Origin of the sequence: Micromonospora pisi, assembly GCF_003633685.1 — a bacterium.
Taxonomy (GTDB): domain Bacteria; phylum Actinomycetota; class Actinomycetes; order Mycobacteriales; family Micromonosporaceae; genus Micromonospora_G; species Micromonospora_G pisi.
In genome coordinates, this window is record NZ_RBKT01000001.1 from 6,759,050 (window position 1) to 6,783,566 (window position 24,517).

The following is a 24,517-nucleotide window of genomic DNA, read 5'->3' on the forward strand; positions in this document are numbered from 1 at the left end:
GAAGACCCTGTGTCGGCTCAAAGTGACATACCTGGATGTTCTCGTCGCCTTATCCGCATGCACGCCCTCCGCGTTTGTCGACTTCTGTCGATGGGGCGCCAACTTTTGGTTACGGGACGGAAACTTCTGGGCTATCGCAGTGAAAGACGCTAATGTCTGCTCCACTGCGGTGTCTCCTCCGGTCGGCGGGAGCGGCACCGAGATCCCCCCTCGTAACGTGGAGGACTCGTGCGACGCATCCCCCGCCGACCATTCGTCGGCGCCATGACCCTGCTCACCGTGCTCGGCCTGGGCGGTTGGGCCGCCCCGGCCGGTGCCGCGCCACCCGCCCCCGCCGCCGCCCCGGTCGTCGCGGCGGCGCCGCCGGCCACCTCGGCCTTCGAAAAGGTCAAACTCGACGGTGGCCTCTCCATGGGCGAACCCATCGAACTCTCCGTGCTCCCCGACGGCAAGGTGCTCTACATCAACCGGGGCACCACCGCCGGCGGCGGTCAGGTGCGGCTCTACAACCCCACCACCCGGGTCACCACCGTCGCCCTGACCGTGCAGCTCGACGCCCGGTTCGAGGATGGCCTGATCGGCATCACCCTGCACCCCAACTTCGCCAGCAACCGGTGGGTCTACCTCTTCTACTCGCCGAAGGTGACCCCGCTGGTCAACCGGATCTCCCGGTTCACCTTCAACACCAGCGCAGGCGTGCTCGACCCGGCCAGCGAGGACATGCTGATCGAGTGGCCGACCGAGCGAAACCTCTGCTGCCACTCGGCCGGCTCGATGAGCTGGGACAGCGCCGGCAATCTCTACTTCGCCGTCGGCGACAACACCAACTCCGGTGGCGACAGCGCCGGCATGGCGCCGATCGACGAACGGACCACCCGCGACCCCCAGTACGACGCGCAGCGCACCAGCGGCAACGCCAACGACCTGCGCGGCAAAATCAACCGCATCCACCCGGAGAACAACGGCACGTACACCATCCCGAGTGGCAACCTCTTCCCCGCCGGCACCGCCGGCACCCGCCCCGAGGTGTACGTGATGGGGGTACGCAACCCGTACCGGGTCTGGGTCGACAAACGGGCCGGCAACACCCTCTACTGGGGCGAGGTCGGCCCCGACGCCGGTGCCACCATCGCGAACCGGGGTCCCGCCGCCTACGACGAGTTCAACCGCGCCACCGCTCCCGGCAACTACGGCTGGCCGTACTGCGGTGGGCCGAACGTCGCCTACAACGACTGGGACTTCGCCGCGAACGCGCCCCGGAGCTGGTTTCCCTGCGGTGGCGCCACCGGTCCGGTGAACAACTCCCCACGCAACACCGGCATCCAGCAACTGCCGCCGACGAAACCCGCTCTGGTCTGGGAACAGCACGGCGGCAGCCGGGAGTGGCCGGCACTGGACAACCCCGGCGGCTGCGGCTCGCCGAACCACACCGAGGTCTACCACTACGACCCGAACCTGGTCTCGGACGTGAAGTGGCCGCAGTACTACGACAACAAGCTGCTCATCTCCGAGTACTGCCGCAACTGGATCAAGGAGGTCCAGTTCAACAACGGCAACCCCGCCACCGGTACGCCGACCCTCATCGAGCCCGTACTCGCAGGCATGAACCTGGTCCACCCGATCGACCTGGAGTTCGGCCCGGACGGCTCGCTCTACCTGCTGGAATACGGCAGCGGCTACTTCTCCGGTGCGGCCGACGCCGGGCTGTACAAAATCAACTACGTGCAGGGCGGCCGCTCCCCGATCGCCCAGGCGAGCGTCAACCGGGACAACGGGCCCGCGCCACTCGCGGTCACCTTCTCCAGCGCCGGCAGCTCCGACCCGGACGGCGACCCGCTGACGTACGCCTGGGACTTCGACAACAACGGCAGCACCGACTCCACCGCGGCGAACCCGTCGTACACGTACACCACGAACGGTGACAAGCAGGCCCGGCTGACGGTCAGCGACGGCACCGGCCGCTCCGCCACCACACTGGTGCCGATCGTCGTCGGCAACAGCCGACCCAGCGTGACCATCTCGGCGATCCCGGCCGGCGGCATGTTCGACTGGGGCCAGGACTTCACCGTCACCGCGACGGCGACCGACCCGCAGGAAGGGTCGATCGACTGCTCCCGGGTGATCGTCCGGGTTGCCCTCGGTCACCAGGACCACGCCCACGAGGAGGGGGAGGGGACCGGGTGCGGCGCCACCTTCAACACCGGCCCGGTGCACGCCGGCCCCGACTCGGTGCTCTTCTTCGTGGTCCGGGCCACCTACACCGACCAGGGCGCGACCGGATCGGTGCCGCTGACCGGGGAGCAGACCATCACGCTCTGGCCCAAGCAGTGGCAGGCCGAGCACTTCGTACAACTGGGCGGCCCGCAGGTGATCGACCAGGTCGCGGCCGAGGGTGGCAAGCGACTCGGTGACATCCAGAGTGGTGAGTGGGTCAAGCACCATGCGGTGAGCCTCAAGGGCATCAACTCCGTGAAGGCCCGGGTCAGCAACGGCAGCAGCGGTGGGGCCAGCGGCACGATCTCCTTCCGGTACGACTCGACCACCGGCCCCGAGGTCGCCCGGGTCACCGTGCCGAACACCGGCGGCTGGGACAACTACACCGAGGTCACCGCGACGGTGAACCGCCCCGACGACGGGACGCACGATCTGTTCCTGGTCTTCACCGGGGGTGGCGGGGCAATCCTGGACCTGGACAGCTACACCTTCGTCGGTCCGGGCATCGGCACGGGCGGACCCAGCACGCCGAGGACCGGCGAGGTCAAGGCCCTCGGCAAGTGCGCCGAGATCAACGCCAGCGGCACCGCCGACGGCACCCGGATCCAGATCTGGGACTGCATCGGCGCGGCCAACCAACGCTGGACGGTCGGCACCGACGGCACCATCCGGGGCCTCGGCAAGTGCCTGGACGTCGCGGCCAGCGGCCTGACCAACGGGACGAAGATCCACCTCTGGACCTGCAACGGCACCGGCGCCCAGCAGTGGACCGTCCAGGCCGACGGCAGCCTGCGTAACCCGCAGTCCGGGCGCTGCCTGGACATCCCCGGCTCCAGCACCACCAACGGCACCCAGTTGCAGATCTACGACTGCAACGGCAGCGGCGCGCAGCGCTGGACCCTGCCCTGACCTGAGCCGCCCCGCCCCGCCCTGACCCGCCCTGACCCGCCCTGACCTGCCCTGACCTGAGCCGCCCCGGTTCGCCCTGACGGTCAGGGTTCCGACCAGCACCTGTTGCCGCCGGGCTGGTGTCCGTCACCCACGGACACGGACACCAGCCCGGCACCCCGCCACGACCCGGTCAGCCGACCGACACCACCGGCTCGTGCCGTACCGGGAAGTTGACCGAGTTGGCGATGAAGCACCGCCGGTGCGCCTCCGGGTGCAGTGCCACCGCCCGCTCGACCTGATCCGCCGCCGCCACCGTGACCCGGGGGCGGAGCACCACCTCGGTGAAGTGCCCGCCACCACCGGCGGTACGGGTCAGCACCCCCTCCGGTTGGTCGGCGTAGCCGGTGGCCACCACCCCGGCCGTCGCACAGAGGTGCAGGTACGCCAGCAGATGGCACTGGGAGAGCGCGGCGACCAGCAACTGCTCGGGATTCCACCGCCCGGACTCGCCCCGGAACGCGGGATCGGCCGAGCCGAGCAGCGGCGGCAACCCGGGGCCGGTCACCTCGTGCGCCCGACTGAACGCCCGGTAGTCGCTCGTGCCACTGCCCCGATCACCGGTCCAGGTGAGGGAGAGCGCATAACGATGAGACGTTTTCGGCACGGTCACTCCTGGTGGAAAAGACGGCTATCCGATCACGGTGTGCCGGATCGGATCACCCCGCGTATGGTGCCAACGAAGGTGCGGACAACGGGGGGTGTGCCTTGCGCCGGTGGTGCGACGGATGACCATTGTGCCGCGTGCCGTGTCCCGGTCCGGCGCCCTGCGCCACGAAGCCCTGTTCTACCACGGTCACGACGACTACCGGGCGGGACTGTACGCCTTCATCGCGGGCGGGGTCACCCGCGCCGAACCGGTTCTGGTCGTCGTTCCCCGACCCCGGATCGACCTGCTGCGCGACGAGATCGACACGGTTTCCGACGGAGAGGTCGAGGTGCGTTTCCTCGACATGGGCATCGCCGGACGCAACCCGTCGTGGATCATCCCGGGCATTCTCCACGCCTTCGTCGCCGAGCACCCCGCCACCCGGGTACGGATCGTCGTCGAACCGATCTGGCCCGAGCGGCGCGCGCTCGCGTACCCACGTTGTGTGCAGCACGAGGCACTGGTCAACCTGGCCCTGGCCGACCAGCCCGCGAGCATCCTCTGCCCGTACGACGCGGTCGGGCTCGACGCCGACGTGATCGCGGACGCGGCCAGCACCCACCCGGTGCTGATCCGGGCCGGGGTACGTCAGTCCAGCGCCGGCTACGGCAGCCCGGAGGCGGTGGTCGACGCGTTCAACCTGCCGCTGCCCGAGCCGGCGCTGACCCCGTCCACGCTGCTCTTCGACCGGGCCGGGATGGCCGGCATGCGGGCGCTGGTGACCGCGCTCGCCACCGAGGCCGGGCTCGCCTCCGACCGGGTCGCCGACCTGCGCCTGGCCACGAACGAGATCGCCACCAACGCCGTCGTGCACGGCGGCGAACCGGCGGTGCTGCGGGTCTGGGCCGAGCCGAGTGGGATGGTCAGCGAGGTGATCGGCACGAGTGTGCTGACCGACCGACTGGCCGGCCGGCTCCCGGCCTCGCCCACCAGTGAGCAGGGGCGCGGTCTGCTGCTGGTCAATCACCTCTGCGACCTGGTCGACGTGCACACCACCGACGAGTCGACCACCGTACGCCTGCACATGGACTGGTGACCGGGGCGTCCGGCATCGGCTAGGCGAGCGCGGCGACCGGGGAGTCGGCCAGCCCGGCGAGCAGCGCGGCGGGGTCGTCGAAGACGGCCGCCGCACCCGCCCCGGCGAGTTCGCTGCGCCCGGTGCCGCCGCAGGTCAAGCCGATGCAGGGGATGTCCAGGTGACCGGCGGCGGCGACGTCCCAGACCGAGTCACCGACGAACACGACCCGCTCCCGGTCCAGACCGGCCCGGTCCAGGGCGGTCGCCAGCAGGTCCGCTCCCGGCGGCAGGTCCGCCCCGGCCGAGGTGATGCCCCCGATCACGTCGTCGGCGAGGAGCGCGGCACGCAGCGCCGACAGCTCCCGCTCGTCAGCGGAGGTCACCAGGACCACCGCCAGTCCCCGTGCCGCGCACGCCCGCAGCAGGGCAGCCGCGCCGGGCAGCGGCCGCAGCCGGTCCCGGAACTCGGCGAAGAGGCTGTCGTGCCCGTACCGGATCCGCTCGTCCGCGTCCCGGTCCCGTTCCGGTCCGAGCAGGTGCTCCAGCAGCCGTTGCGGGCCCATGCCGAGGGCGCGGTGGATCGCCGCCATCGGAATCTCCTGCTCAGCCTGGCGCAGCGCCTCCCACCAGCTCACGGTGTGCAGGTACGCGGTGTCGACGAGCGTGCCGTCCACGTCGAACAAGACCCCGGCGGGCCTGTCGATCTCCATGCCGCCCCCTACCCGTTACCGCGCGGGCCACCCTCCGGTATGAGTATCTCGAACCAGACGGTCGAACCACGTACGGTCGGGTCGGTCCCCCATGCGTCGCTGAGCTGCTCGATCAGCCCGAGACCCCGTCCGCGACTGCTGAGGGTGTCGGCCCGGGTCGGGGTCACGGTGCCCCGGGTGCCCTGGTCGGCGACGGAGACGAGCAGCCGTTCCGGGCTGAGGTCGATCTCCACCTGGGCCGCTGTGCCCGCGTGCAGCAACGCGTTGGTGGTCAGCTCGCTGGTGCAGAGCACCGCCGCCCCGATCACCGACTCCGGCACCTGCCAGGAGGTCAGCTGGGCGGTGAGCCACTGCCGTACCCGCCCGGGTGCGGTCGGCTCGGCCGGCATCTCCAGCGACGCCGAGCGGCTGGGGGTCAACGCGTGCTCCACCGCCAGCACCGCGGCGTCGTCCTCGGTCGGTCCCGCGACGGCCCGGCTCGCCACCGCGCAGAGCGTACGGGGATCGCCGCTGCTCGCCCCGGCGATGGCCTCGGCGAGCGCGGCGAATCCGGCGCTGAGGCTCTGCTGCCGCCGTTCCACCACGCCGTCGCTGAACAGCAGCAGCGTGTCGCCGGGCACGAACGGCACCGTGCTGGTCGGGCGGTTGCCGCCGAGTCCCAGCGGGGCACCGGGGGGTACGTCGAGGTAGCGGGCGGTGGGCGGGACGCCGGCCGGTGCCTGGCGCAGCAGCGGAGCCGGGTGCCCGGCGCTGGCGAGCGTCATCAGCCCGGCGCCGGGTTCGACCACCCCGTAGACGACCGTCACGAACAGCTCGTCCCGGCGGGCTTCCGTACCGAGGCTCCCGACCAGGCGGTCCAGGCCGGAGAGGACGGCGGCCGGATCGGGGTTGCTGAGCGCCAGCGCCCGCAGCGCCGCCCGGACCTGGCCCATCAGTGCGGCGGCGTGCACATCGTGCCCGGCCACGTCACCGAGGACCACGGCGAGCCGACCGGGGGAGAGCGGGAAGGCGTCGTAGAAGTCGCCGCCAGCGGCGTTGCCATCCACCCCGGCGTCGTACCGGGCGGCAAGCCGCAGTCGGGGCAGGTCCGGCAACTGTTCCGGCAGCATGCTGCGTTGCAGCAGTTGGGCGGTGCCGTGCTGGTTCTCGAACCGGCGGGCCCGCTCGGCGGCCTGCGCCACCAGCTCCGCCGCGGCGGTGAGCAGGGCGCGCTCGGCCGGCGACCACGGGTGCGCGGCGCAATAGCCGATCGCGAGGGCGCCGCCCAGCGAGGGCGTACGCAGCGGCAGTACGGCCAGCGCCCGGATCTTCTCGTCGTGCCGGTCGATCGCGGTCGACAGCAGCGGTCGTCCGTCGGCCCAGAAACGGGGGGTGGCGGAGGCGGCGGCGACCACCAGTGGGGCGGCGGAATCGGCGGCGAAGCTGCGCCACAGCGGCGGCAGCCGTTCGTCCGCCTCGTCCAGCAGTTCGCCCCGGATCCGCCGTACGCCCCGCCAGTCGGCGCCGTCGTCGACGGCGATCCCGACCTGGTCGGCGTCGAACGACTCCAGGGCGTAACGCAGGGCCGACCGGGCCACGTCGTCGAGGGTGAGGGTGCCGGAGAGGGCGACTGCCAGCTCGCTCAGGCGCTGCAGGCGCCGGGTCACCTGGGTGGTCTCGACGATCACCATCAACAGGCCGATGATCTGCCCATGCTGGTCCCGGACCGGCGAGTAGCCACGGGTCAACACCACGTGGTCCACCTGGTCCGAACCGCGTCCCCGGTCGACCGGCAGCACACCCTCCCGCTCCAGGTAGGGGATGCCGGTGCGGTAGACCTTTTCGATCTCCTCGCCGACCCCGGCCAGTTCCCACACCTGGGCGAAGACCTCGGCGGCGGGGCGGCCGAACGCGGCCGGGTGCAGGTCCCTGATCAGCTCGGCGAAGCCGTCGTTGTAGATCAGGGCGAGTTCGTCACCGAACGCGAGCGCCATCGGCACCGGCGCGGAGAGGACGAGGTCGACCACCGAACGCAGCGCCGGCTCCCACTCCTCCGCCGGGCCGAGCGGTGTCTGCGCCCAGGTCGTCTCCGTTGGCGGGCCAGCCGAGGGCTCGCCGGCCCCGGCAGCCGCCTCGGACCCTGCCGCGCTGCCCGGTGTCGGCGACGGACCGGGCCAACGGGAGGGGGGAGCGGGAACCCGCCCGACCGAGCCTGGCATGCGAGCAGCCTAGCCGGCCCTGCCAGGCACGCCGCCGATCGACCGTTCCGGGAGTTGGTCGCGGCGTCGCCCGACAGCTGACGACCGGCGGCCAAGGGTGTGGGTCGGGGGTACGGAATGAACCAGGGCGGTCCGGGTACGCGGGCGGCGGTAGTCCAGGTGACAGGAGGGACACCATGCCCGCGATCCTCGCGCTCCGGCGGGGCGACGTCGGGGTCCAGTTCGCCGAGGCGTGGGATTCGGTGCTGGTCTTCGTGCCCCGGCTGATCGGCTGCGTCGGCATCCTCATGCTGGGCTGGCTCCTGGCCCGGTTCGTGCTGCGGATGGCGCTGCGCCTCCTCGACCGGTTCGGCTTCGACCAGATCGTGCAACGTGGTGGCCTCGGGCGGCTGGTCGCCCGGACCCGGTACCGGCCGGCGGCCGTACTCGCCCGACTCGGCTACTACCTGATCCTGCTCTTCGCGCTGCAACTCGGTCTGGCGATCTGGGGGCCCAACCCGGCCCATGACCTGGTCACCGCCGTGGTGGAGTGGCTGCCACGGGCGTTCGTGGCCCTGGTCGTGGTCGCCGTGTCGGTGGTGATCGCCAACGCGGTGCACGATCTGGTCAGTGACACCGTCGGCGCGGTCTCGTACGGCCGTCCGTTCGCCGACGTGGTCTCGCTGCTGGTCGTCGGGCTCGGCGTGATCGCCGCGTTCGTCCAGACCGGGGTCGCGTCCGGGGTGACCGGGCCGGTGCTCGTCACGCTGCTCGCCACCGTGGGCGGGATCCTGGTCGTCGGGATCGGTGGGGGACTGGTCAAGCCGATGCAGGAGCGGTGGGAACGCTGGTTGAGCCGCCTGGCCAGTGAGTCCCGGCTGCGCCGGGCGAACCGTGAGACCTATCCCCGGCCCGGGGATCCGGGGCCGTTCGGCCAGCCCGCCGTACCCGCCCGTGCGGCGGTGCCGCTCTTTCCCGACCCGCCCCTGGCCGAGATGCCGACCTCCCCGGCCCCGGACGGTCTCGCCGGCTTCGACCCGGTACCGGTGCCGGTACCCCAGGGTCTGATCGGGGACGATCCGGCGAGGGTGAACGCACTCGCCTCCTACGACCCCGGTACGGACGCGACCGCCGCTGACTATCAGCTCGTCGCCGGGTACGGGTCGGAGGCCGGCGGGCTGGCCGGGACGTACGAGCCGGCGCCGGAGGGGCTCTCCACCACCCTCCAGAGCGGTCCGGACGGGTTCTCCACCCTGCAGACCGGTCCGGACGGGTTCTCCACCTTGCAGACCGGTCCGGACGGGTTCTCCACCCTGCAGACCGGTTCGGACGGCGCGACCGCGTACCGACCGGCACCGGGGGCGCAGGAGTCGGGCGGCTATCCGTCCGATCTGCTGACGCCGGCTCCGGAGCGGCCGGTGACCGGTGACGACGACGGGACCCGGTAGCGACTGCGGCAGGGCCGGGGCCCGTGGTGGGGGTTGGCGCCGGGCCGGTCGGACTATTCGGCGGTGCTGGTCTCCGCCGGCTGCCGGCGCATCGCGTCGTCGGCCAGTATTGCGGTGGCCACCATCAGCGCGACCACGATGCTGAACAGCCACGAGGCGTCGGGGAGCAGTTGGGCGGCGACGGGTGCCTGAAGCGCGGTCAGCAGAAAGCCGAACCATGCCCAGCGGCGTTGACGCGCGGAGAGAAAACCGGAGCCCTGATGCATCTGACGAAGTCTGCCTGGCGGATCCGCCTCCGCCGTCACCCGATCGGCCGATTCTGACTGACCTGTCCGGTTTAGAGGCGTCCGGCCCTGCGATGCCGGGAAGCGGCAATCCTCCGATTCCCCTGGCGTTAGGAAGGGCCCCTTCCTATACAAAATGCGATAACAAGGGGCCCTTCCTTACCCCCGGGCGATCCGGAAAGATCGCCCATTGTGTCGACCACCCCGCGCCCCGCCCTGCTGCTCCTCGCCTACCTCGCGTTTGTCAGTCTCGGTCTCCCCGATGGCCTGCTCGGCGTCGGCTGGCCGTCGATCCGCGCGGACTTCGGCGTGCCGACCGAGTCGGTGGGACTCCTGCTCACCGCCGGTACGGTCGGCTACCTCACCTCCAGCGTGGCGGCCGGCTTCACCCTGGCCCGGGTCGGTGTCGGCTGGTTGCTCGCCAGCAGCACCGTGCTGGCGAGTCTCGCCCTCAGCGGGTACGCCGGGGCGCCGATGCTCCCCCTGATGGTCGGCGCCGCGCTGCTGCTCGGGCTCGGCTCGGGTGCGGTCGACTCGGGCCTGAACGCGTACGCGGCGAGCGCCTTCGGCCCTCGGCACATGAACTGGCTGCACGCCTTCTTCGGACTCGGCGTGGCGATCGGACCACTGATCATGACGACGGTGATCGGTGCCGGCCTCTCCTGGCGCTGGGGTTACGGCATCGTCGCCTCGGCCCAGGTCCTGCTCGCCCTCGCGTTCGTGCTCACCGTACGGGCGTGGGCCGACCGGCGGACCGAGCTGCCGGCGGCGGACGGCGCCTCCGGGCCGGCTCACCCGGTACGGGTCCGGATCGGTGCCACCCTCAGCCTGCCGGCGGTCTGGACCGGGGCGGTCGCGTTCGCCGTCTACGTGGCTGTGGAGGTCGGGGCCGGGCTCTGGGCCTTCCTGCTGTTGACCGAGGGGCGGGGGCTCAGCGAGGCGGTCGCCGGGATCTGTGTCTCGCTCTACTGGGGCAGTCTCTTTGTCGGCCGGGTGGTGCAGGGACTGGTGGCCGAGCGTCTGGGCAGCGGCCAGGTGCTGCGGGGCAGCCTGATCGGCATGGCCGTGGGCGCCGCGCTGGTGGCCGTACCGGGCCCGGCCGGGCTGGCGGTCGTCGGGCTGGCCATCATCGGTTTCGCCGCCGCGCCGGTCTTCCCGTTGCTCACCCTCACCACCGCCGAGCGGGTCGGGCCGGTGCACGCGGACCGGGCGATCGGCCTCCAGATCGGTGCGGCCGGCCTCGGTGGGGCGCTGCTACCGGCGGGCATCGGGGTGCTGCTCAGTCGGGTCACCGTCGAGGCGCTCGGGCCGTCCCTGCTGGTCCTCTCGCTGGTCCTGCTCGGTCTCTACCATGCCTCGACCCGCCCTCGGGTCCCGGAACCGGCCGTCTGACCGCACCCCTGCCCGCCCGACCGGAGAGCCACGCCCGACCGAGCGGCGACGGAGCCCCACGGCTCAGCTGGGGCCGTTACGACCCGTGGTGGAGGGACGGTACGCCCGGTCCGGGTCGGTCATCTCACCCTCGTCGGCGCGGGATGACGGGTGCCCGTCGGCTGCTTCCGCGCCGTGACCGTACGCCGACTCCGCGCCCGCGTCGTTGCCGGTCATGTCGTCCACCTGGCCGTCCGGCGTTGACGCGCCCATCGCGCGTTCCAGCTCGGACAGGGGGATGCGTTCTTCGTCGCGCCAGACGGAACTGTCGTTGTCGGTCATACCTTGGCCGTACCCGGGTGCCCGGGGGGCAAACCGACGGTGCCCGCCGGGGGAGTCCCCGGCGGGCACCGTGACGACACTGGCCGTGGTTACGGCTGCGGCCGGTCCACCTTGCCGCGCCAGGCGCCGGTCTCGACGCCGCCGCGTGACTCGATGAAGTTCTTGAACCGCTCCAGGTCGCCCTTGATCCGGCGGTCGACCATGCCGAGCTTGTCAGCGGCCTTCTCGGTCACCCCCTGCGGCTCGAAGTCGAGCTGGAGGGTGACCCGGGTGTGCCGGTCGTCGAGTCGGTGGAACGTGACCACCCCGGCCTGGTTCGTGCCGTTGGTGGTGGTCCAGGCGACTCGTTCGTCGGGTAGCTGTTCGGTGATCCGGGCGTCGAACTCGCGCTCGACCCCGCTGATCCCGACCTTCCAGTGGGTCATCGTGTCGGAGATCTGTCTGACCTCCTCGACTCCCTCCATGAAGCGGGGGAAGTCCTCGAACTGGGTCCACTGGTCGTACGCGGTCCGTACGGGGACGGCCACGTCCACGGATTCGGTTACCGCACTCATTGGAGATCCTTCCTGCTCTGCCGGTGTCCGCGCTCGCCTGACGTGTGGCGGTTCACCAGCGCTGCGTCTCGTTCGCGTGCCCGAGCACCGCCCATACCTCGGATACCGTGCGGAACTCGGTGTCCGGCGGGAGCCGGTTCAACTGGGCCAGCACCTCGTCCGGCGCCTCGTTCTCCTCGGCGCTCCGGAGCAGTGTCGCCCGGTCCCCGGGGAGCGCCGACAGGCTGATGAAACGGCCGAGCCGGCTACGTTCCTCGACCTCGACCGAGGTCATCCCCTGCGGCGCGCCCGAGCGGGTGTCGGCGCTCGGCGCTCTGGTCGACGCCGGCTGGTCCTCGCCAGCCGGCTCCGGTTCACGCCACTCCTCGGCTCGGGAGCCGGCGGCGTTGTTCACCGTGCTGGCTACCTCCCGGCTCATCTCGTCGTCTAGCCGCGGTCCGTGTTTGCTGTTGCCCCGGTCCATGTCCTATGCGCTACCCCGGCGCCCCAGCGGTAAACCGAAACCCCAACGGATCGGCTCCGACCTGGGGAAATGTGTTTACCCGTACGGGGCGCGGGAAGGAAGAGGGTTGGCCTCCGAACCGTGGGGGCCGTGCCGAAACCGAGGAGGATGACGATGCCGGGACGTGAGGTGCTTCCCAGTACGTTGCAACGCTCGCCGGACAAGGCTCAGGACACCTGGGTGAAAACCCATGATTCAGCGGTGGAGACGTACGGCGAGGGCGAACGTGCGCACCGGACCGCGTACGCGGCGGTCAAGCACTCGTTCGAGAAGGTCGGCGACCACTGGGAGCAGAAGGGGCGCAAGGGCCCCAGCGACGAGCAGGCGGCCGGTGGTGGTCCGGCTCGACGGGCACCGACCGCCGGTGGGGTCGATGCCAACGCGTCGAAGGAGCACCTGATGGAGGTGGCGAAGAAGCTGGAGGTCCGGGGTCGTTCCCGGATGAACAAGTCTGAGCTGGTCGGTGCGATCCAGAAGGCGAACAACCGGGCGACGGCAAAGGCCCGGGGCCGCTAGTTCGTGGCCGCTGGCCCGGGCGCCGATTCCGGGTGGCGGGCCGGCCGGGTCACCAGCGTCCGGCCGGTCCGCCCGGAGCGGCGATGTGCACGACCTTCGTCACCGTCAGTTCGTCGAGCAGTTCGGGGCCGTACCCGAAGCCCTGGCCGCTGCCACGGCGTGGGTGGGCCGCCCCGCCGGGCGCCCCGCCGAAGACGTTGTTGATCTTGACTGTGCCGACCGGCAGCTCGCGCCACGCCTGCTGGGCGTGGCTCATCGACCCGGTGAGAACGGTCGCACAGAGCCCGTACGGGGACTGCGCGGCCCGGGACAGTGCCTCGTCGAAGGAGTCGACCACCAGCACCGGCGCGACCGGACCGAACGTCTCCTCGCGCATCACCGCCATCTGGTCCGTGCAGTCGACCAGCACCGTCGGCGGGTAGAAGGCACCCGGCCCGTCCGGCACGACGCCGCCGGTGAGCACCCGGGCCCCGTCGGCGACCGCGGCCCGTACCTGGGAGTCGACCAGGAGCCGCTGTCGGCGGTCGACCAACGGTCCGATCTCGGTCCGCTCGTCCCGGCCGGGGCCGATCCGCAGCGCCTCGGCCTGCCGGGCGAGCGCCGCGACGAAGGCGTCCGCCACCGGACGAAGTACGTAGATCCGTTCGACCGCGACGCAGAGCTGACCGGAGTTGGTGAACGCCCCCAGTGCGGCCTGTTCAGCGGCCCAGACCGGGTCGATCCCGTCGTCGACGATCAGTGCGTCGCTGCCCCCGTTCTCCAGCAGGGCCTTCGCGCCGCTGACGGCGCAGGCGGCGGCGATCGACCGACCGGTCGCCGACGAGCCGACATGGGCGACCACGTCTACCTCCGCCGAGGCCAGTGCCGCACCCACCCTGGCACCCCCCGTGAGCAGCGAAAACACGCCCGCCGGCAGGTGTGCGGCGAAGAGTCGGGCGAGGAGCCAGCCGCTGACCGGGCTCCGTTCGCTCGGCTTGTAGATCACCGTGTTGCCGGTGACGAGCGCGGCCCCGAGCAGTCCGCAGGAGACCGCCACCGGGTCGTTCCACGGGGTCAGCGCCGCGACCACACCCCGTGGCTGCACCGCCATCAGGTCGATTGCCTCGGGGTTGCCGGCGAGCGCCCGGCCCCGGTGGATCGGGCCCAGTTCGGCGTACTGCCGCAGGGTGCCGACCGCGGCCTCGACGCCGCCCCGGGCCAGGCCGATCGGCCGGCCCATCTCGGCGGTCTGGGCCTCGGCGAGCTGTTCGGCGGAGGATTCGAGCAGGTCCGCCACCCGGTGCAGGGCGGCGCCCCGGGCTGCCGCCGGGGTGGACGACCATTCGGCCGTCGCGACCCGGCTGGCCTTCACCGCCGCCGCGACCTCGGCTTCGGTCGCCTCCGGCACCCGGGTCACCTCGGCGTTGTCGGCCGGGTCGAGTACCACCAGCGCGCCGTCGTCGGGGCCCCTGCCCCAGACGCCGTCGATGAGTTGCTGTACCTCGTACATGGCGCGCTGGATGCCCCGGTCTGACCGCGACAAACGCCGTTTCGCCTGGTTGGTGGCGCGGTGAGGGTGCGCGGCAGCCAGCCCCACAGGGGTGTGCCCGGCGCCCAGCGGCAGCGGGCACGTGCGGGCAGGCCCCGCCCCGGGGTCACCGGGGGCAGGCTCCTGCCCGTGCGTCGACCGGATCCCGTCGGAAGGCTACGGCGCGATGTTGCGGTGGCGGGTACGGAGCCGGAACGGCATCAGCGCGCTCTCGATCTTCGTCGCGGTGGTCATCTTCGAGACACCGTCGCGGCGCTCTTCGAACCGGATCGGCACCTCGACGATGGTCTGCCCGAGCTTGGTCGCCAGGTAGTGCATCTCGACCTGGAAGCTGTAGCCGTTGGACTGCACCCGCTCCAGGCCGATCTCCCGCAGCGCGTCCGCCCGCCAGATCTTGAAGCCGGCGGTGAGGTCGCGGATCCGCACCTGCAACAGCGTGTGCACGTAGAGGTTCGCCCATCCGCTGAGCGCACGGCGGTAGAGCGGCCACGCCTCGTCGAGTTGTCCACCAGGCACGTAGCGTGACCCGATCACCACACCCGCCTGAGTGGAGAGGAGCGCGCCGAGCATGCCGGGCAACGCCTCCGGCGGGTGCGACAGGTCGGCGTCCATCTGGGCCACGAACCGCGCGCCACCGTCGAGCGCCCGACCGATCCCGTCGACGTACGCCCGTCCGAGGCCCTCCTTGCCGGGCCGGTGGACCACCTGGATCCGGTCGGGATGTTCGGCGGAAAGCTTGTCCGCCACGTCGCCGGTCCCGTCCGGGGAGTTGTCGTCGGCGATCAGGATGCTCATGCCGGGCAGCGGGAGCGCTAGCAGCCGTTCGACCAACGTCGGCAGGTTGTTCGCCTCGTTGTAGGTCGGGACGACGACAGTCAGCCGCTCATCACGCCAGGGGGATGGCAACTGGACGGGCTCGATCATTACAGACATCCTCGTTCTGCCGACAGCGGTCAGGGAGAGGGTAATCACCCAGCCACCCCGGCGCGACCACCGGGCTAACCACGTACATCCTGTTTACACCCTTCTGTAGCGCGATCGCCGGTCGCGACACTGGGTGATCCAGGCGTAGCCGCGAGCCGAACAACCGCCTCCGCCCGGTCGGATCCGTCACGCGGACTCGACGTCCTGGTGACAATGAGTCGCGATCCGTGACCGGTACGCAGTTCGCCCCTCCTGTTCAACGCGCCGTCGGTGAATCGGCCACGATCCGGTTAGCGCGGCACTGTCGCGGGTACCGGTGCGGAGCGCGTAGTGGGCGAGAAGCAGTCGCGCGCCAGGCCGCAGCAGCCGCCGTCGGGCGGGGCTGGGCGGTCCGGTGGACGGGCGGAAATGATGTTTACTCCTTCTGCCCGAGGGAACCCGCCCCCCGTGCGAAACGATCAGGTCGACCCGCATCAGCGCAGGTCAGGCGGCACGATCGCCGGCCTCGCGCAGGGGCGACCTGAGCCGGGTGAAGCAGCCTTGCCACCGGTGCTGTTCGAGGCGGTCCTGTTCGACCGGGACGGCACACTGGTGCACGACGTCCCGTACAACGGAGACCCGACCCTGGTACGCCCGGTGGCGGGCGCCCGGGAGGCACTCGACCGGTTGCGCGCCGCAGGACTGCGCCTCGGCGTGGTGACCAACCAGTCGGGGCTCGCCCGGGGCCGGTTCAGCCGCAGCGACCTGGACCGGGTCAACGCCCGGGTGGAGGAACTGCTCGGGCCGTTCGACAGCTGGCAGATCTGCCCGCACGCCGAGCCCGGTCCCGGCGTTGCCGGATGTCGCTGCCGCAAGCCCTCGCCCGGAATGGTCGCCGACGCCGCCCGTGCGCTCGGCACGACACCCGACCGTTGCGTCCTGGTAGGAGACATCGGTGCGGACATGATCGCGGCCGGCGCCGCCGGCGCGGCCGGGATTCTCGTTCCCACAGCGCAGACCAGGCCCGAGGAGGTCGCCGCCGCACCCGCGGTCGCCGGCGACCTACCGGGGGCCGTCGACCTGATCCTGCGCCGCCAGAGACTCGTCGCCGGTGGCGACGGGCGGGCGGAGATCGGTACGGCTGCCGCCCCGGCTTCGGGCGTCCACCGTGGGCGCCCGCGTTGTGTCCTGGTGGCCCGCCCGGACTCGGCCGGCGACGTACTGGTCACCGGGCCGGCGATCCGGGCGGTGGCGGCCGGTGCCGACCGGGTCGTGATGCTCTGCGGCCCCCGGGGGAGGGCGGCGGCCGAACTGCTGCCCGGCATCGACGAGCTGATCGAGTGGCCGCTGCCGTGGATCGACCCGCAACCGACCCCCGTCGACCGGGCCGAGGTGGACCGGCTGACCGCCCGGCTGGCCGAGGTCGGCGCGGACGAAGCCGTACTTTTCACCTCCTTTCACCAGTCGGCTCTGCCGTTGGCGTTGGTGTTGCGGATGGCCGGCGTCGACCGGATCTCGGCGATCAGCGACGACTACCCGGGCTCGTTGCTGGACGTACGACACCGGGTGCCGTTGGGCATCCCGGAGACCGAACGCGCGCTCTCACTCGCCGCCGCGGCCGGGTTTCCCCTGCCCCCCGACGACGATCCGACCCTGCGACTGCGGGCCGAGTGCCTGGATCCGTTGCCGGGTGACGGGGCCCTCGCCGAACCCGGCTACGTCGTCGTGCATCCCGGTTCGTCGGTCGCCGCGCGGGCCTGCCCACCCGAACTCTGCGCCCGGATCGTCGCCGCGCTGGCCGAGGCCGGACATCGGGTCGTGGTCACCGGCGGGCCCGACGAGGGGGCACTGAGCGCCCGCGTCGCCGGGCGGGCCGGCGTCGACCTGGGCGGTCAGACGTCACTGACCAGCCTCGCCGCGATCATCGCCCGCGCCGGGTGCCTGGTGGTCGGCAACACCGGGCCCGCGCATCTCGCCGCAGCCCTGGGCACGCCCGTGATCAGCCTCTTCGCGCCCACCGTCTCCTTCGGACAGTGGGGCCCGTACCGGGTGCCGACGGTACGCCTCGGTGACGCCGCCGCCGGCTGCCGGCACACCCGGGCGACCTCCTGTCCGGTGCCCGGACACCCGTGCCTCTCCTCCGTCGAGCCGGAGAGCGTGGTGGCGGCGGTCCGCCTCCTCCACACCGGAGGGGACCCGGTTCCGATCTTCGGAGCCGTACCCGCCCGGGTCTACGGCGGCGCCGCATGAACATCCTGCTCTGGCACGTACACGGGTCCTGGACCACCTCGTTCGTCCACGGCAAGCACCGCTACCTGGTGCCGGTCACCCCGGACCGGGGTCCGTACGGGCTCGGGCGGGCGCGCACCTATCCCTGGCCGGACACGGTGGAGGAGGTCACCCCGCAGGAGTTGGCCGACGCCGACGTGGACCTGGTGATCCTCCAGCGGCCGGAGGAGTTCGAACTCGCCGGCACCTGGTTGCGGCGGCGGATCGGAAGCGACGTACCGGCGATCTTCGTCGAGCACAACACGCCCAAGGAGGGCGCGGTGCCGAACAGCCGGCACCCGATGGCCGACCGGGACGACCTGCTCATCGCCCACGTCACCCACTTCAACTCGCTCTTCTGGGACACCGGCGGGACCCGGACCACAGTGGTCGAGCACGGCATCGTCGACCCGGTCGCCAGCTACACCGGGGAACTCGATCGACTCGCGGTGGTGATCAACGAACCGGTACGCCGGGGCCGGGTCACCGGCACCGACCTGTTGCCGCTCTTCGCCGAGGTGGCACCGCTCGACGTCTTCGGCCTGGGCGTGTCCGGACTCGGGGACCACCTCGGACTCCCGGCCGACCGGCTGACCACCCACGACGACCTGCCGCAGAGCCGGATGCAGGCCGAACTCGGACGCCGCCGGGCCTACCTGCACCTGTGCCGGTGGACGTCGCTCGGCCTGAGCCTGATCGAGGCGATGGCGATCGGCATGCCGGTGGTCGTCCTGGCCACCACCGAGGCGGTGGCGGCGGTGCCACCCGAGGCGGGAGTGCTCTCCACCCGGGTCGACACCCTGCTGGCGGCGGCGACCCGCCTGATCGACGAGCCCGTGGCGGCACGCCAGCTCGGCGCCCGGGCCCGGGAAACCGCCCGGACCCGGTACGGCCTGGACCGCTTCCTCACCGACTGGGACCGGTTGCTGGAGGAGGAGCTATGCGGATCGCGATGATCTCGGAGCACGCCAGTCCGCTCGCCACGCTGGGCGGGGAGGACGCCGGTGGGCAGAACACGCATGTCGCGGAGCTCTCCGCCGCACTCGCCACGGCAGGGCACGACGTTCGGGTCTACACCCGACGGGACAGTACCGACCTGCCCGACATGGTGCAGATGCGGGACGGGGTGGCGGTGATGCACGTACCGGCCGGCCCGCCCGAACCGATCCCCAAGGACGTGCTGCTGCCGTACATGAAGGAGTTCAGCCGCTGGCTCGCCGCCCAGTGGCGGCGCGACGACTGGGTGCCGGACGTCGCCCACGCCCACTTCTGGATGAGCGGTCTCGCCGCGATCACCGCCGGCCGGCAGACCGGGGTGCCGGTGGTGCAGACGTACCACGCGCTCGGCACGGTCAAGCGCCGGCACCAGGGGGCGGCGGACACCAGCCCGGCCCGGCGGATCGGCTACGAACGGGCGCTGGGGCGCGCGATGGACCGGGTGATCGCGCAGAGCCAGGACGAGGTACGTGAACTGGTCCGGATGGGCGTACCCCAGGACCGGATGGTGGTCGTGCCCTCCGGGGTCAACGTGGAGAACTTCTCCCCGGCCGGCGAGGTCGCCGAGCGGGAGACCGGCCGGCCCCGGGTGCTCACCGTCGGCCGGCTGGTCGAGCGGAAGGGCTTCCAGGACGTGATCCGGGCGATGCGGGCGGTCCCGGACGCCGAGTGTGTGATCGTCGGCGGGCCGCCGGAGGAGCTGCTCGGCGAGGACCCGCAGGCCCGTCGCCTGCGTGCGCTGGCCCGCTCCTGTGGCCTCGCCGACCGGGTAAGGCTGGTCGGTGCGGTACCCCGCGAGGAGATGCCCCGTTGGTACCGGTCGGCGGACGTGCTCGTCGCCGCCCCCTGGTACGAACCGTTCGGCCTCACCCCACTGGAGGCGATGGCGTGCGGCGTACCGGTGATCGGCACCCGGGTCGGCGGACTGATCGACACCGTGGTCGAGGGCCGTACCGGTGACCTCGTGTCGCCTCGGGACCCGTCCGCGCTCGGCACCGCCATCGCCGACCTGCTGGCCGACCGGACCCGCCGTTTCGCGTACGCGAAGGCGGCCCTGGACCGGGCCCGTCAGCAGTACTCGTGGCGGCGGGCGGCGGCCGAACTCGGCGGCGTCTACACGGCGGTCAGCGAGGTGCGGCGGCCGAGCGGGGTGGTGGCCTGATGCCGCACTCGACCGAGGTGATCGACGCGCACCTCGCCGGTCTCGCCTCGGCGCTGCTGCCCTACCGGCGGGTGGCCGGGGAACTCGCCCGCTGGGGTGACGAACTCGCCGCCCGGCTGGCCCAGGGTGGACGGCTGCTGGTCGCCGGCAACGGTGGCAGCGCGGCGGAGGCGCAGCACCTCGCCGCGGAACTGGTCGGCAAGTTGCGGGCGGACCGGGCGCCGCTGTCGGCGATCGCGTTGAGTGCGGAAACCTCGTCGTTGACCGCCATCGGCAACGACTACGGCTTCGAGGAGGTCTTCGCCCGGCAGGTACGGGCACATGGCCGCCCCGACGACATCCTGCTGCTCCTGTCGACCAGCGGGCGCAGCGCCAACCTGATCCGGGCGGCGCGAGCCGGGCAGGAGACGGGGTTGCGGTGCTGGGCGTTCACCGGACCGGTGCCGAACCCGCTCGCCGAGGCGTGTGCCGAGGTGCTCGCCGTACCGTCGCCCGACCCGCAGGTGGTGCAGGAACTGCACCTGGTCTCGGCGCACGTGCTCTGCGAGTACGTCGAACTGGCCCTGCCCACCGCCCTCGGCACACCAGCCGGCTACGCCGCCCTACCGCTGGTCGACCCCGGGTTAGGAAGGGCCCCTTCCTATACAGAATCCGATAACAAGGGGCCCTTCCTTCCCCAGGGTGAGGTGGCGGTGGAGGTGCCGGAGGAACTGGTGGAGGAGTTGCCGCCGGTGGAGCACCGGCCGGTCGGGTCCCGGCGACCACACAGTCGGGGGCCGAACAGTCGCGGAGCCGGGCCGTGACCGGCCGGTTGGTCGTCATCGGCGACACGCTGCTCGACCGGGACGTCGAGGGTGTGGTCAACCGACTCTGCCCGGACTCCCCGGTGCCGGTGCTGGACGAGAGCACGCACGTGGACCGGCCCGGTGGCGCCGGCCTCGCCGCGCTCTTCGCGGTCGGCCGGGGATTCGAGGTGGCCCTGGTCACCGCGCTCGCCGACGACGCCGGTGGGGCCCGGCTGAGCAGCCTGCTCACCGCCGCCGGGGTGCAGGTGTACGCGCTGCCGCTGCCCGGCGCCACCCCGGAGAAGATCCGGCTCCGGACCCGGGGGCGGGTGTTGCTGCGACTCGACCGGGGTGGTGCGGCCGGCCCGCCGGGTGAACCGAGCGACGCCGTCCTGGAACTGCTCGCCGGGGCGGCCGGGATCCTGGTCAGCGACTACGGGCGAGGGGTGGCGGCACAGCCGACCCTGCGTGCGGCGCTCGCCGCCGCGACCGCCCCGGTGGTCTGGGATCCGCATCCGCGTGGTCCGGCGGCCGTCCCGGGCATCCGGTTGACCTGCCCGAACGAGGTCGAGGTACGCGAGCTCGCCGGTGGTACGCCGGGAGCCTCCCGGTTGATCACCGCCTCCCGTAGCGCGAACGGGCTGCGGGAGCGCTGGCGGGTCGGCGCCGTCGCGGTGACCCTCGGTGGTGACGGCGCGTTGCTCTGCCACGCCGGCTCCACGCCACTGGTGGTGCCCTCGCCGACCAGCGCCGACGGAGACACCTGCGGGGCCGGGGACCGGTTCGCCGCCACCGCCGCGCTGGCGCTCGCCCGGGGGGCGCTGGTCTCCGAGGCGGTGCAGCAGGCGGTCGCCGAGGCGTCCGCGTACGTGGCCGCCGGCGGTGTTTCCGAGGCCGTACCGGCGCCCGTGCCCGAGCCGGTGTCGGTGTCGGTGGCCGACCGGGAACAGCGGATCGGGCCGGGGCCGGCCGGTGCGCTGGTCGCCGAGGTGCGGGCGGCGGGCGGGACCGTGGTCGCCACCGGTGGCTGTTTCGACCTGCTCCACGCCGGACACGTGGCCACCCTGGAGGCGGCCCGCCGGCTCGGTGACTGCCTGGTCGTCTGCCTCAACTCCGATGCCAGCGTGGCCCGGCTGAAGGGCTCCGACCGTCCCCTGGTGCCGCAGTACGACCGCAGCCGGTTGCTGGCCGCACTCGGCTGCGTCGACGCGGTGGTGATCTTCGACGAGGCCACCCCGCACGCCGCGCTCTCCTGGCTGCGCCCCGACGTCTGGGTCAAGGGCGGCGACTACGGCACCGGCGGCGGGGACGAACCGGGGCTGCCCGAGGCCGAGATCGTCCACCGGTGGGGCGGGCACACGGTGGTGGTGCCGTACCTGGACGGCCGGTCGACCACCGGAATGATCGCGGCGGCCCGAACGGCCGCGCCACACTCGACGGGAGGAGCGCGATGACCGCAACCGTGCCGGGCGCCGGCCCAGCCGTACTCGTCACCGGGGGTTCCAGCGGGCTCGGGGCGGCGGTGGTGACCGCGGTGGCGAAGTCCGGCGGCCGACCGTACGTGCTGGACCGGCAGGCCCCCGTCGACGGGGTGCCGTGGGTCGAGTGCGACCTCGCCGACACCCGCGCCGCCGAGGCGGCCACCCGGCAGCTCGCCGAGCAGGCCGGCGGGCTCGACGGGCTGGTCACCGCCGCCGGGATGGACGTACCCGGTCGGCTCGTCGACCTGCCGGCGGAAACCTGGGAGCGGGTGGTCACCGTCGACCTGCTCGCCACCGCCGCGGTGGTCCGGGCGGCCCTGCCCTATCTGGAGAGCTCACACGGGACGGTGGTCACCGTCGCCTCGACGCTCGGCGTCAAGGCGGTCAGCGACGCCACCGCGTACTGCGCCGCGAAGTTCGGGGTGGTCGGCTTCACCAGGGCGCTCGCCGCCGAACTGGCCGGCTCGGTCGGGGTGACGCTGCTGGTGCCGGGCGGGATGCGTACCGCCTTCTTCGACGAACGGACCGAGCAGTACCGGCCGGGCGCCGACGCCGTCCTCAACGACCCGGCGAGCGTCGCCGCCGCGGTGCTCTTCGCGCTCGGCCAGCCGCCCGGCTGCGCGATCCGCGAACTCGTGGTCTGTGCCGAGCAGGAGACGTCGTACCCATGATCCTGGTCCTGCGGGCGCTCGGTGTGGGTGACCTGGCCACCGCCGTCCCGGCACTGCGTGGCCTGCGGGCCGCGTTCCCGGACCGGACCCTGGCGCTGGCCGCACCGGCCTGGCTGGCACCCCTGGTCGACCTGGTCGGTGGGGTCGACCGGCTGGTGCCGACGGACGGTCTGGAGAGCGTGGAGTGGCCGGGGCCGGCGCCGCACTGGGCGGTGAACCTGCACGGACGCGGGCCACGTTCGCACCAGGTCCTCCAGGCGGCCGGGGCGCAGCGGCTCTGCGCGTTCCACAACGCCGAGGCCGACCACACCGACGGTCCGCCGTGGTCCGCCGACGAGCACGAGGTGGACCGCTGGTGCCGGCTTTTGAGCTGGTACGACATCAGCACCGACCCGAGCGACCTGGCGTTGCGCCGACCGAGTCCGCACCGGGTCCCGGTCGGGGTGACGGTCGTCCACCCGGGAGCCAAGATTCCCGCCAAGCGCTGGTCACCGGAGCGGTTCGCGGCGGTCGCCCGGGAGTTGAGCCTGGCCGGTCACCGGGTGGTCGTGACCGGTTCGGCGCCCGAGCGTGATCTCGCCGAACAGGTGGCCCGCCGGGCTGGTCTGCCCGCCACCGCCGTACTCGCCGGCCGGCTCGACCTGGCCGGGCTGGCGGCGATAGTCGCGCACAGCCGACTGGTGGTCAGTGCCGACACCGGTGTCGCCCACCTGGCCACCGCGTACGGGATTCCGTCGGTGGTGCTGTTCGGACCGGTCCGCACCGAACACTGGGGTCCGCCGGTGGACCGGCCCTGGCACCGCGCACTCTGGGCGGCGGCTCTGGCCGACGACGCCGCCGCCACCGACGCCGAGCTTGTGGAACTCGACCCGGAGGTGCCGGAGACGCTCCCGGTCGAGGGGGACAGCGAGCCCTTCACCCCGCACCCGATGCTCGCCGCGATCGGGATCGAGCAGGTGCTGACCGCAGTCGACGAGGTCGACCAGGTGGCGCGGGAGCGCCATGCGGTTGCGACGTAGCGACCCGGCGAAGCCCGGGTACGGCCGGCGCCGCCGTGGTCGCGGCGTGAGCTTCGTCGACCTGCGCGGCCGACCGATCCGCGACCCGGAGGAGCTGGACCGGCTCCGGGGACTGGTCATTCCGCCCGCGTGGCGGGACGTCTGGATCTCACCCCACCCGGCCGGTCACATCCAGGCGACCGGGATCGACGCCGCCGGCCGCAAGCAGTACCTCTACCATCCGCTCTGGCGTACCCGCCGGGACGAGGCGAAGTTCGACCACGTGTTGGAGGTCGCCGCCCGGCTGCCGGTGCTGCGCGCCCGGGTCAATGCCGACCTCGCCGGTCGGGGACTGGGCCGGGAACGGGTGCTGGCGATCGTGGCGAGCCTGCTCGACTCGGGCACCTTCCGGGTCGGCAGCGACCAGTACGCGGCCGGCGACGATCCCACCTTCGGGGTGGCGACCCTGCGACCGGAGCACACCCGGGCGCAGCGCGGTTGTGTGGTTTTCGAGTTCCCGGCGAAGGGCGGCATCGCCCAGGTGCAGCGGATCGAGGACCCCGGCCTCTGCGCGGTGCTGCGGGACCTGCGCCGCAGGCGGCGCGGCGCGAACCGGCTCTTCGGCTACTGGGACGGTCACGGTTGGCGGGACGTACGCAGCGACGAGATCAACGAGTATCTGCGCGCGGCGAGCGGCGGTGAGATGACCGCGAAGGATTTCCGTACGTGGCACGCGACGCTGCGTACGTCCTGCGCCCTGGCGCGGCTCGGCCCGGAGCGGTCGGAGACCCGGCGCAAGCGGGCGGTCGCCGGGGTGATGCGGGAGGTCGCCGACCTGCTCGGCAACACCCCGGCCGTGGCGCGCGCGTCGTACGTCGACCCGCGACTGATCGACCGCTATCACGACGGTCAGACGATCGACGTCGACCCGGACGCCCCGCCCGAGGTGCTCGAACGCGCGGTGGTCGAGTTTCTGTCGTCGACCTGAGATGT

At 72.2% G+C, this 24,517-nt stretch carries 22 protein-coding genes; 13 read left to right on the top strand and 9 right to left on the bottom strand.

The features are described from left to right. The first annotated feature begins 228 nt into the window (after positions 1-228). Positions 229-3,123 (top strand): RICIN domain-containing protein, encoded by a 2,895-nt coding sequence (locus BDK92_RS29190; RefSeq protein WP_147457148.1) that lies wholly within the window; start codon positions 229-231, stop codon positions 3,121-3,123. Positions 3,124-3,295: 172 nt separating this feature from the next. Here BDK92_RS29190 and BDK92_RS29195 read toward each other — a convergent pair whose 3' ends face one another. Beyond that, complete coding sequence (locus tag BDK92_RS29195) at positions 3,296-3,769, bottom strand: OsmC family protein (protein ID WP_121162694.1); 474 nt, start codon at positions 3,767-3,769, stop codon at positions 3,296-3,298. A gap of 121 nt (positions 3,770-3,890) precedes the next feature. Here BDK92_RS29195 and BDK92_RS29200 point away from each other — a divergent pair, with 121 nt between their 5' ends. Beyond that, positions 3,891-4,847: a sensor histidine kinase gene (locus BDK92_RS29200; RefSeq protein WP_121162695.1), complete on the top strand. Its 957-nt coding sequence runs from the start codon at positions 3,891-3,893 to the stop codon at positions 4,845-4,847. A 19-nt stretch (positions 4,848-4,866) separates the two neighbouring features. On the opposite strand, the gene BDK92_RS29205 is transcribed toward BDK92_RS29200, so the two are convergent. Beyond that, a complete protein-coding gene (locus tag BDK92_RS29205; RefSeq protein ID WP_121159588.1) occupies positions 4,867-5,538 on the bottom strand; it encodes an HAD family hydrolase in 672 nt (223 codons plus the stop codon). An 8-nt stretch (positions 5,539-5,546) separates the two neighbouring features. Then, a complete protein-coding gene (locus BDK92_RS29210; RefSeq protein ID WP_121159590.1) occupies positions 5,547-7,736 on the bottom strand; it encodes an ATP-binding SpoIIE family protein phosphatase in 2,190 nt (729 codons plus the stop codon). A gap of 176 nt (positions 7,737-7,912) precedes the next feature. On the opposite strand from BDK92_RS29210, the gene BDK92_RS29215 reads away from it, so the two are divergent. Next, positions 7,913-9,163: a mechanosensitive ion channel family protein gene (locus BDK92_RS29215; RefSeq protein ID WP_121159591.1), complete on the top strand. Its 1,251-nt coding sequence runs from the start codon at positions 7,913-7,915 to the stop codon at positions 9,161-9,163. Positions 9,164-9,216: 53 nt separating this feature from the next. Here BDK92_RS29215 and BDK92_RS29220 read toward each other — a convergent pair whose 3' ends face one another. Beyond that, on the bottom strand, positions 9,217-9,429 hold the full coding sequence (locus tag BDK92_RS29220; RefSeq protein WP_121159593.1) for a hypothetical protein: 213 nt from the start codon (positions 9,427-9,429) through the stop codon (positions 9,217-9,219). Positions 9,430-9,639: 210 nt separating this feature from the next. Here BDK92_RS29220 and BDK92_RS29225 point away from each other — a divergent pair, with 210 nt between their 5' ends. Continuing rightward, complete coding sequence (locus tag BDK92_RS29225) at positions 9,640-10,839, top strand: MFS transporter (RefSeq protein WP_121159594.1); 1,200 nt, start codon at positions 9,640-9,642, stop codon at positions 10,837-10,839. Positions 10,840-10,902: 63 nt separating this feature from the next. On the opposite strand, the gene BDK92_RS29230 is transcribed toward BDK92_RS29225, so the two are convergent. The 3 genes from BDK92_RS29230 to BDK92_RS29240 all read right to left on the bottom strand — a co-directional run bounded on the left by BDK92_RS29230 (position 10,903) and on the right by BDK92_RS29240 (position 12,177). Beyond that, positions 10,903-11,160 (bottom strand): hypothetical protein, encoded by a 258-nt coding sequence (locus BDK92_RS29230; protein ID WP_121159596.1) that lies wholly within the window; start codon positions 11,158-11,160, stop codon positions 10,903-10,905. Positions 11,161-11,249: 89 nt separating this feature from the next. Next, entirely contained in the window at positions 11,250-11,714 is a 465-nt protein-coding gene (locus tag BDK92_RS29235) for an SRPBCC family protein (RefSeq protein ID WP_121159597.1), read from the bottom strand. A gap of 52 nt (positions 11,715-11,766) precedes the next feature. Beyond that, the gene (locus tag BDK92_RS29240; RefSeq protein WP_121159599.1) at positions 11,767-12,177 is read right to left on the bottom strand and encodes a DUF2795 domain-containing protein; all 411 of its coding nucleotides are present in this window, start codon (positions 12,175-12,177) and stop codon (positions 11,767-11,769) included. Between the two features lie 153 nt (positions 12,178-12,330). Here BDK92_RS29240 and BDK92_RS29245 point away from each other — a divergent pair, with 153 nt between their 5' ends. After that, entirely contained in the window at positions 12,331-12,732 is a 402-nt protein-coding gene (locus BDK92_RS29245; RefSeq protein ID WP_121162696.1) for a ChaB family protein, read from the top strand. Between the two features lie 49 nt (positions 12,733-12,781). On the opposite strand, the gene BDK92_RS29250 is transcribed toward BDK92_RS29245, so the two are convergent. After that, positions 12,782-14,221, bottom strand: a complete 1,440-nt coding sequence (locus BDK92_RS29250) for an aldehyde dehydrogenase family protein (protein WP_121159600.1) — start codon at positions 14,219-14,221, stop codon at positions 12,782-12,784. A gap of 195 nt (positions 14,222-14,416) precedes the next feature. Next, entirely contained in the window at positions 14,417-15,184 is a 768-nt protein-coding gene (locus tag BDK92_RS29255) for a polyprenol monophosphomannose synthase (RefSeq protein WP_121159602.1), read from the bottom strand. Between the two features lie 411 nt (positions 15,185-15,595). On the opposite strand from BDK92_RS29255, the gene BDK92_RS29260 reads away from it, so the two are divergent. Genes BDK92_RS29260 through BDK92_RS29295 form a run of 8 tightly spaced genes read left to right on the top strand, consistent with a single transcriptional unit; the run spans position 15,596 to position 24,512 of the window. Further along, positions 15,596-17,413: an HAD-IIIA family hydrolase gene (locus BDK92_RS29260; protein WP_121162697.1), complete on the top strand. Its 1,818-nt coding sequence runs from the start codon at positions 15,596-15,598 to the stop codon at positions 17,411-17,413. Next, entirely contained in the window at positions 17,410-18,387 is a 978-nt protein-coding gene (locus BDK92_RS29265; protein WP_121159603.1) for a glycosyltransferase, read from the top strand. The genes BDK92_RS29260 and BDK92_RS29265 overlap by 4 nt, the downstream gene beginning before the upstream one ends. Beyond that, the gene (locus BDK92_RS29270) at positions 18,372-19,589 is read left to right on the top strand and encodes a glycosyltransferase (protein WP_121159605.1); all 1,218 of its coding nucleotides are present in this window, start codon (positions 18,372-18,374) and stop codon (positions 19,587-19,589) included. The genes BDK92_RS29265 and BDK92_RS29270 overlap by 16 nt, the downstream gene beginning before the upstream one ends. Continuing rightward, a complete protein-coding gene (locus BDK92_RS29275) occupies positions 19,589-20,392 on the top strand; it encodes a D-sedoheptulose-7-phosphate isomerase (RefSeq protein ID WP_121159606.1) in 804 nt (267 codons plus the stop codon). The genes BDK92_RS29270 and BDK92_RS29275 overlap by 1 nt, the downstream gene beginning before the upstream one ends. After that, entirely contained in the window at positions 20,389-21,828 is a 1,440-nt protein-coding gene (locus BDK92_RS29280; RefSeq protein ID WP_121159607.1) for a PfkB family carbohydrate kinase, read from the top strand. The genes BDK92_RS29275 and BDK92_RS29280 overlap by 4 nt, the downstream gene beginning before the upstream one ends. Next, positions 21,825-22,526: an SDR family oxidoreductase gene (locus BDK92_RS29285; protein WP_121159608.1), complete on the top strand. Its 702-nt coding sequence runs from the start codon at positions 21,825-21,827 to the stop codon at positions 22,524-22,526. The genes BDK92_RS29280 and BDK92_RS29285 overlap by 4 nt, the downstream gene beginning before the upstream one ends. After that, complete coding sequence (locus BDK92_RS29290) at positions 22,523-23,545, top strand: glycosyltransferase family 9 protein (RefSeq protein WP_121159610.1); 1,023 nt, start codon at positions 22,523-22,525, stop codon at positions 23,543-23,545. Before BDK92_RS29285 ends, BDK92_RS29290 begins: the two co-directional genes overlap by 4 nt. After that, positions 23,529-24,512 carry a DNA topoisomerase IB gene (locus BDK92_RS29295; RefSeq protein ID WP_121159611.1) on the top strand — a complete coding sequence of 328 codons (984 nt, stop codon included), beginning with the start codon at positions 23,529-23,531 and terminating at the stop codon, positions 24,510-24,512. Before BDK92_RS29290 ends, BDK92_RS29295 begins: the two co-directional genes overlap by 17 nt. The last annotated feature ends 5 nt before the right edge of the window (positions 24,513-24,517 follow it).

Excerpts from the sequence above, each read along its gene's own strand:
- BDK92_RS29235 (WP_121159597.1), bottom strand. The coding sequence starts at position 11,714 with ATGAGTGCGGTAACCGAATCCGTGGACGTGGCCGTCCCCGTACGGACC.
- BDK92_RS29210 (WP_121159590.1), bottom strand. The coding sequence starts at position 7,736 with ATGCCAGGCTCGGTCGGGCGGGTTCCCGCTCCCCCCTCCCGTTGGCCC.
- BDK92_RS29200 (WP_121162695.1), top strand. The coding sequence starts at position 3,891 with ATGACCATTGTGCCGCGTGCCGTGTCCCGGTCCGGCGCCCTGCGCCAC.
- BDK92_RS29240 (WP_121159599.1), bottom strand. The coding sequence starts at position 12,177 with ATGGACCGGGGCAACAGCAAACACGGACCGCGGCTAGACGACGAGATG.
- BDK92_RS29245 (WP_121162696.1), top strand. The coding sequence starts at position 12,331 with ATGCCGGGACGTGAGGTGCTTCCCAGTACGTTGCAACGCTCGCCGGAC.
- BDK92_RS29220 (WP_121159593.1), bottom strand. The coding sequence starts at position 9,429 with ATGCATCAGGGCTCCGGTTTTCTCTCCGCGCGTCAACGCCGCTGGGCA.
- BDK92_RS29285 (WP_121159608.1), top strand. The coding sequence starts at position 21,825 with ATGACCGCAACCGTGCCGGGCGCCGGCCCAGCCGTACTCGTCACCGGG.
- BDK92_RS29290 (WP_121159610.1), top strand. The coding sequence starts at position 22,523 with ATGATCCTGGTCCTGCGGGCGCTCGGTGTGGGTGACCTGGCCACCGCC.
- BDK92_RS29275 (WP_121159606.1), top strand. The coding sequence starts at position 19,589 with ATGCCGCACTCGACCGAGGTGATCGACGCGCACCTCGCCGGTCTCGCC.
- BDK92_RS29265 (WP_121159603.1), top strand. The coding sequence starts at position 17,410 with ATGAACATCCTGCTCTGGCACGTACACGGGTCCTGGACCACCTCGTTC.
- BDK92_RS29215 (WP_121159591.1), top strand. The coding sequence starts at position 7,913 with ATGCCCGCGATCCTCGCGCTCCGGCGGGGCGACGTCGGGGTCCAGTTC.
- BDK92_RS29260 (WP_121162697.1), top strand. The coding sequence starts at position 15,596 with ATGTTTACTCCTTCTGCCCGAGGGAACCCGCCCCCCGTGCGAAACGAT.
- BDK92_RS29250 (WP_121159600.1), bottom strand. The coding sequence starts at position 14,221 with ATGTACGAGGTACAGCAACTCATCGACGGCGTCTGGGGCAGGGGCCCC.
- BDK92_RS29270 (WP_121159605.1), top strand. The coding sequence starts at position 18,372 with ATGCGGATCGCGATGATCTCGGAGCACGCCAGTCCGCTCGCCACGCTG.
- BDK92_RS29230 (WP_121159596.1), bottom strand. The coding sequence starts at position 11,160 with ATGACCGACAACGACAGTTCCGTCTGGCGCGACGAAGAACGCATCCCC.
- BDK92_RS29295 (WP_121159611.1), top strand. The coding sequence starts at position 23,529 with ATGCGGTTGCGACGTAGCGACCCGGCGAAGCCCGGGTACGGCCGGCGC.
- BDK92_RS29205 (WP_121159588.1), bottom strand. The coding sequence starts at position 5,538 with ATGGAGATCGACAGGCCCGCCGGGGTCTTGTTCGACGTGGACGGCACG.
- BDK92_RS29255 (WP_121159602.1), bottom strand. The coding sequence starts at position 15,184 with ATGATCGAGCCCGTCCAGTTGCCATCCCCCTGGCGTGATGAGCGGCTG.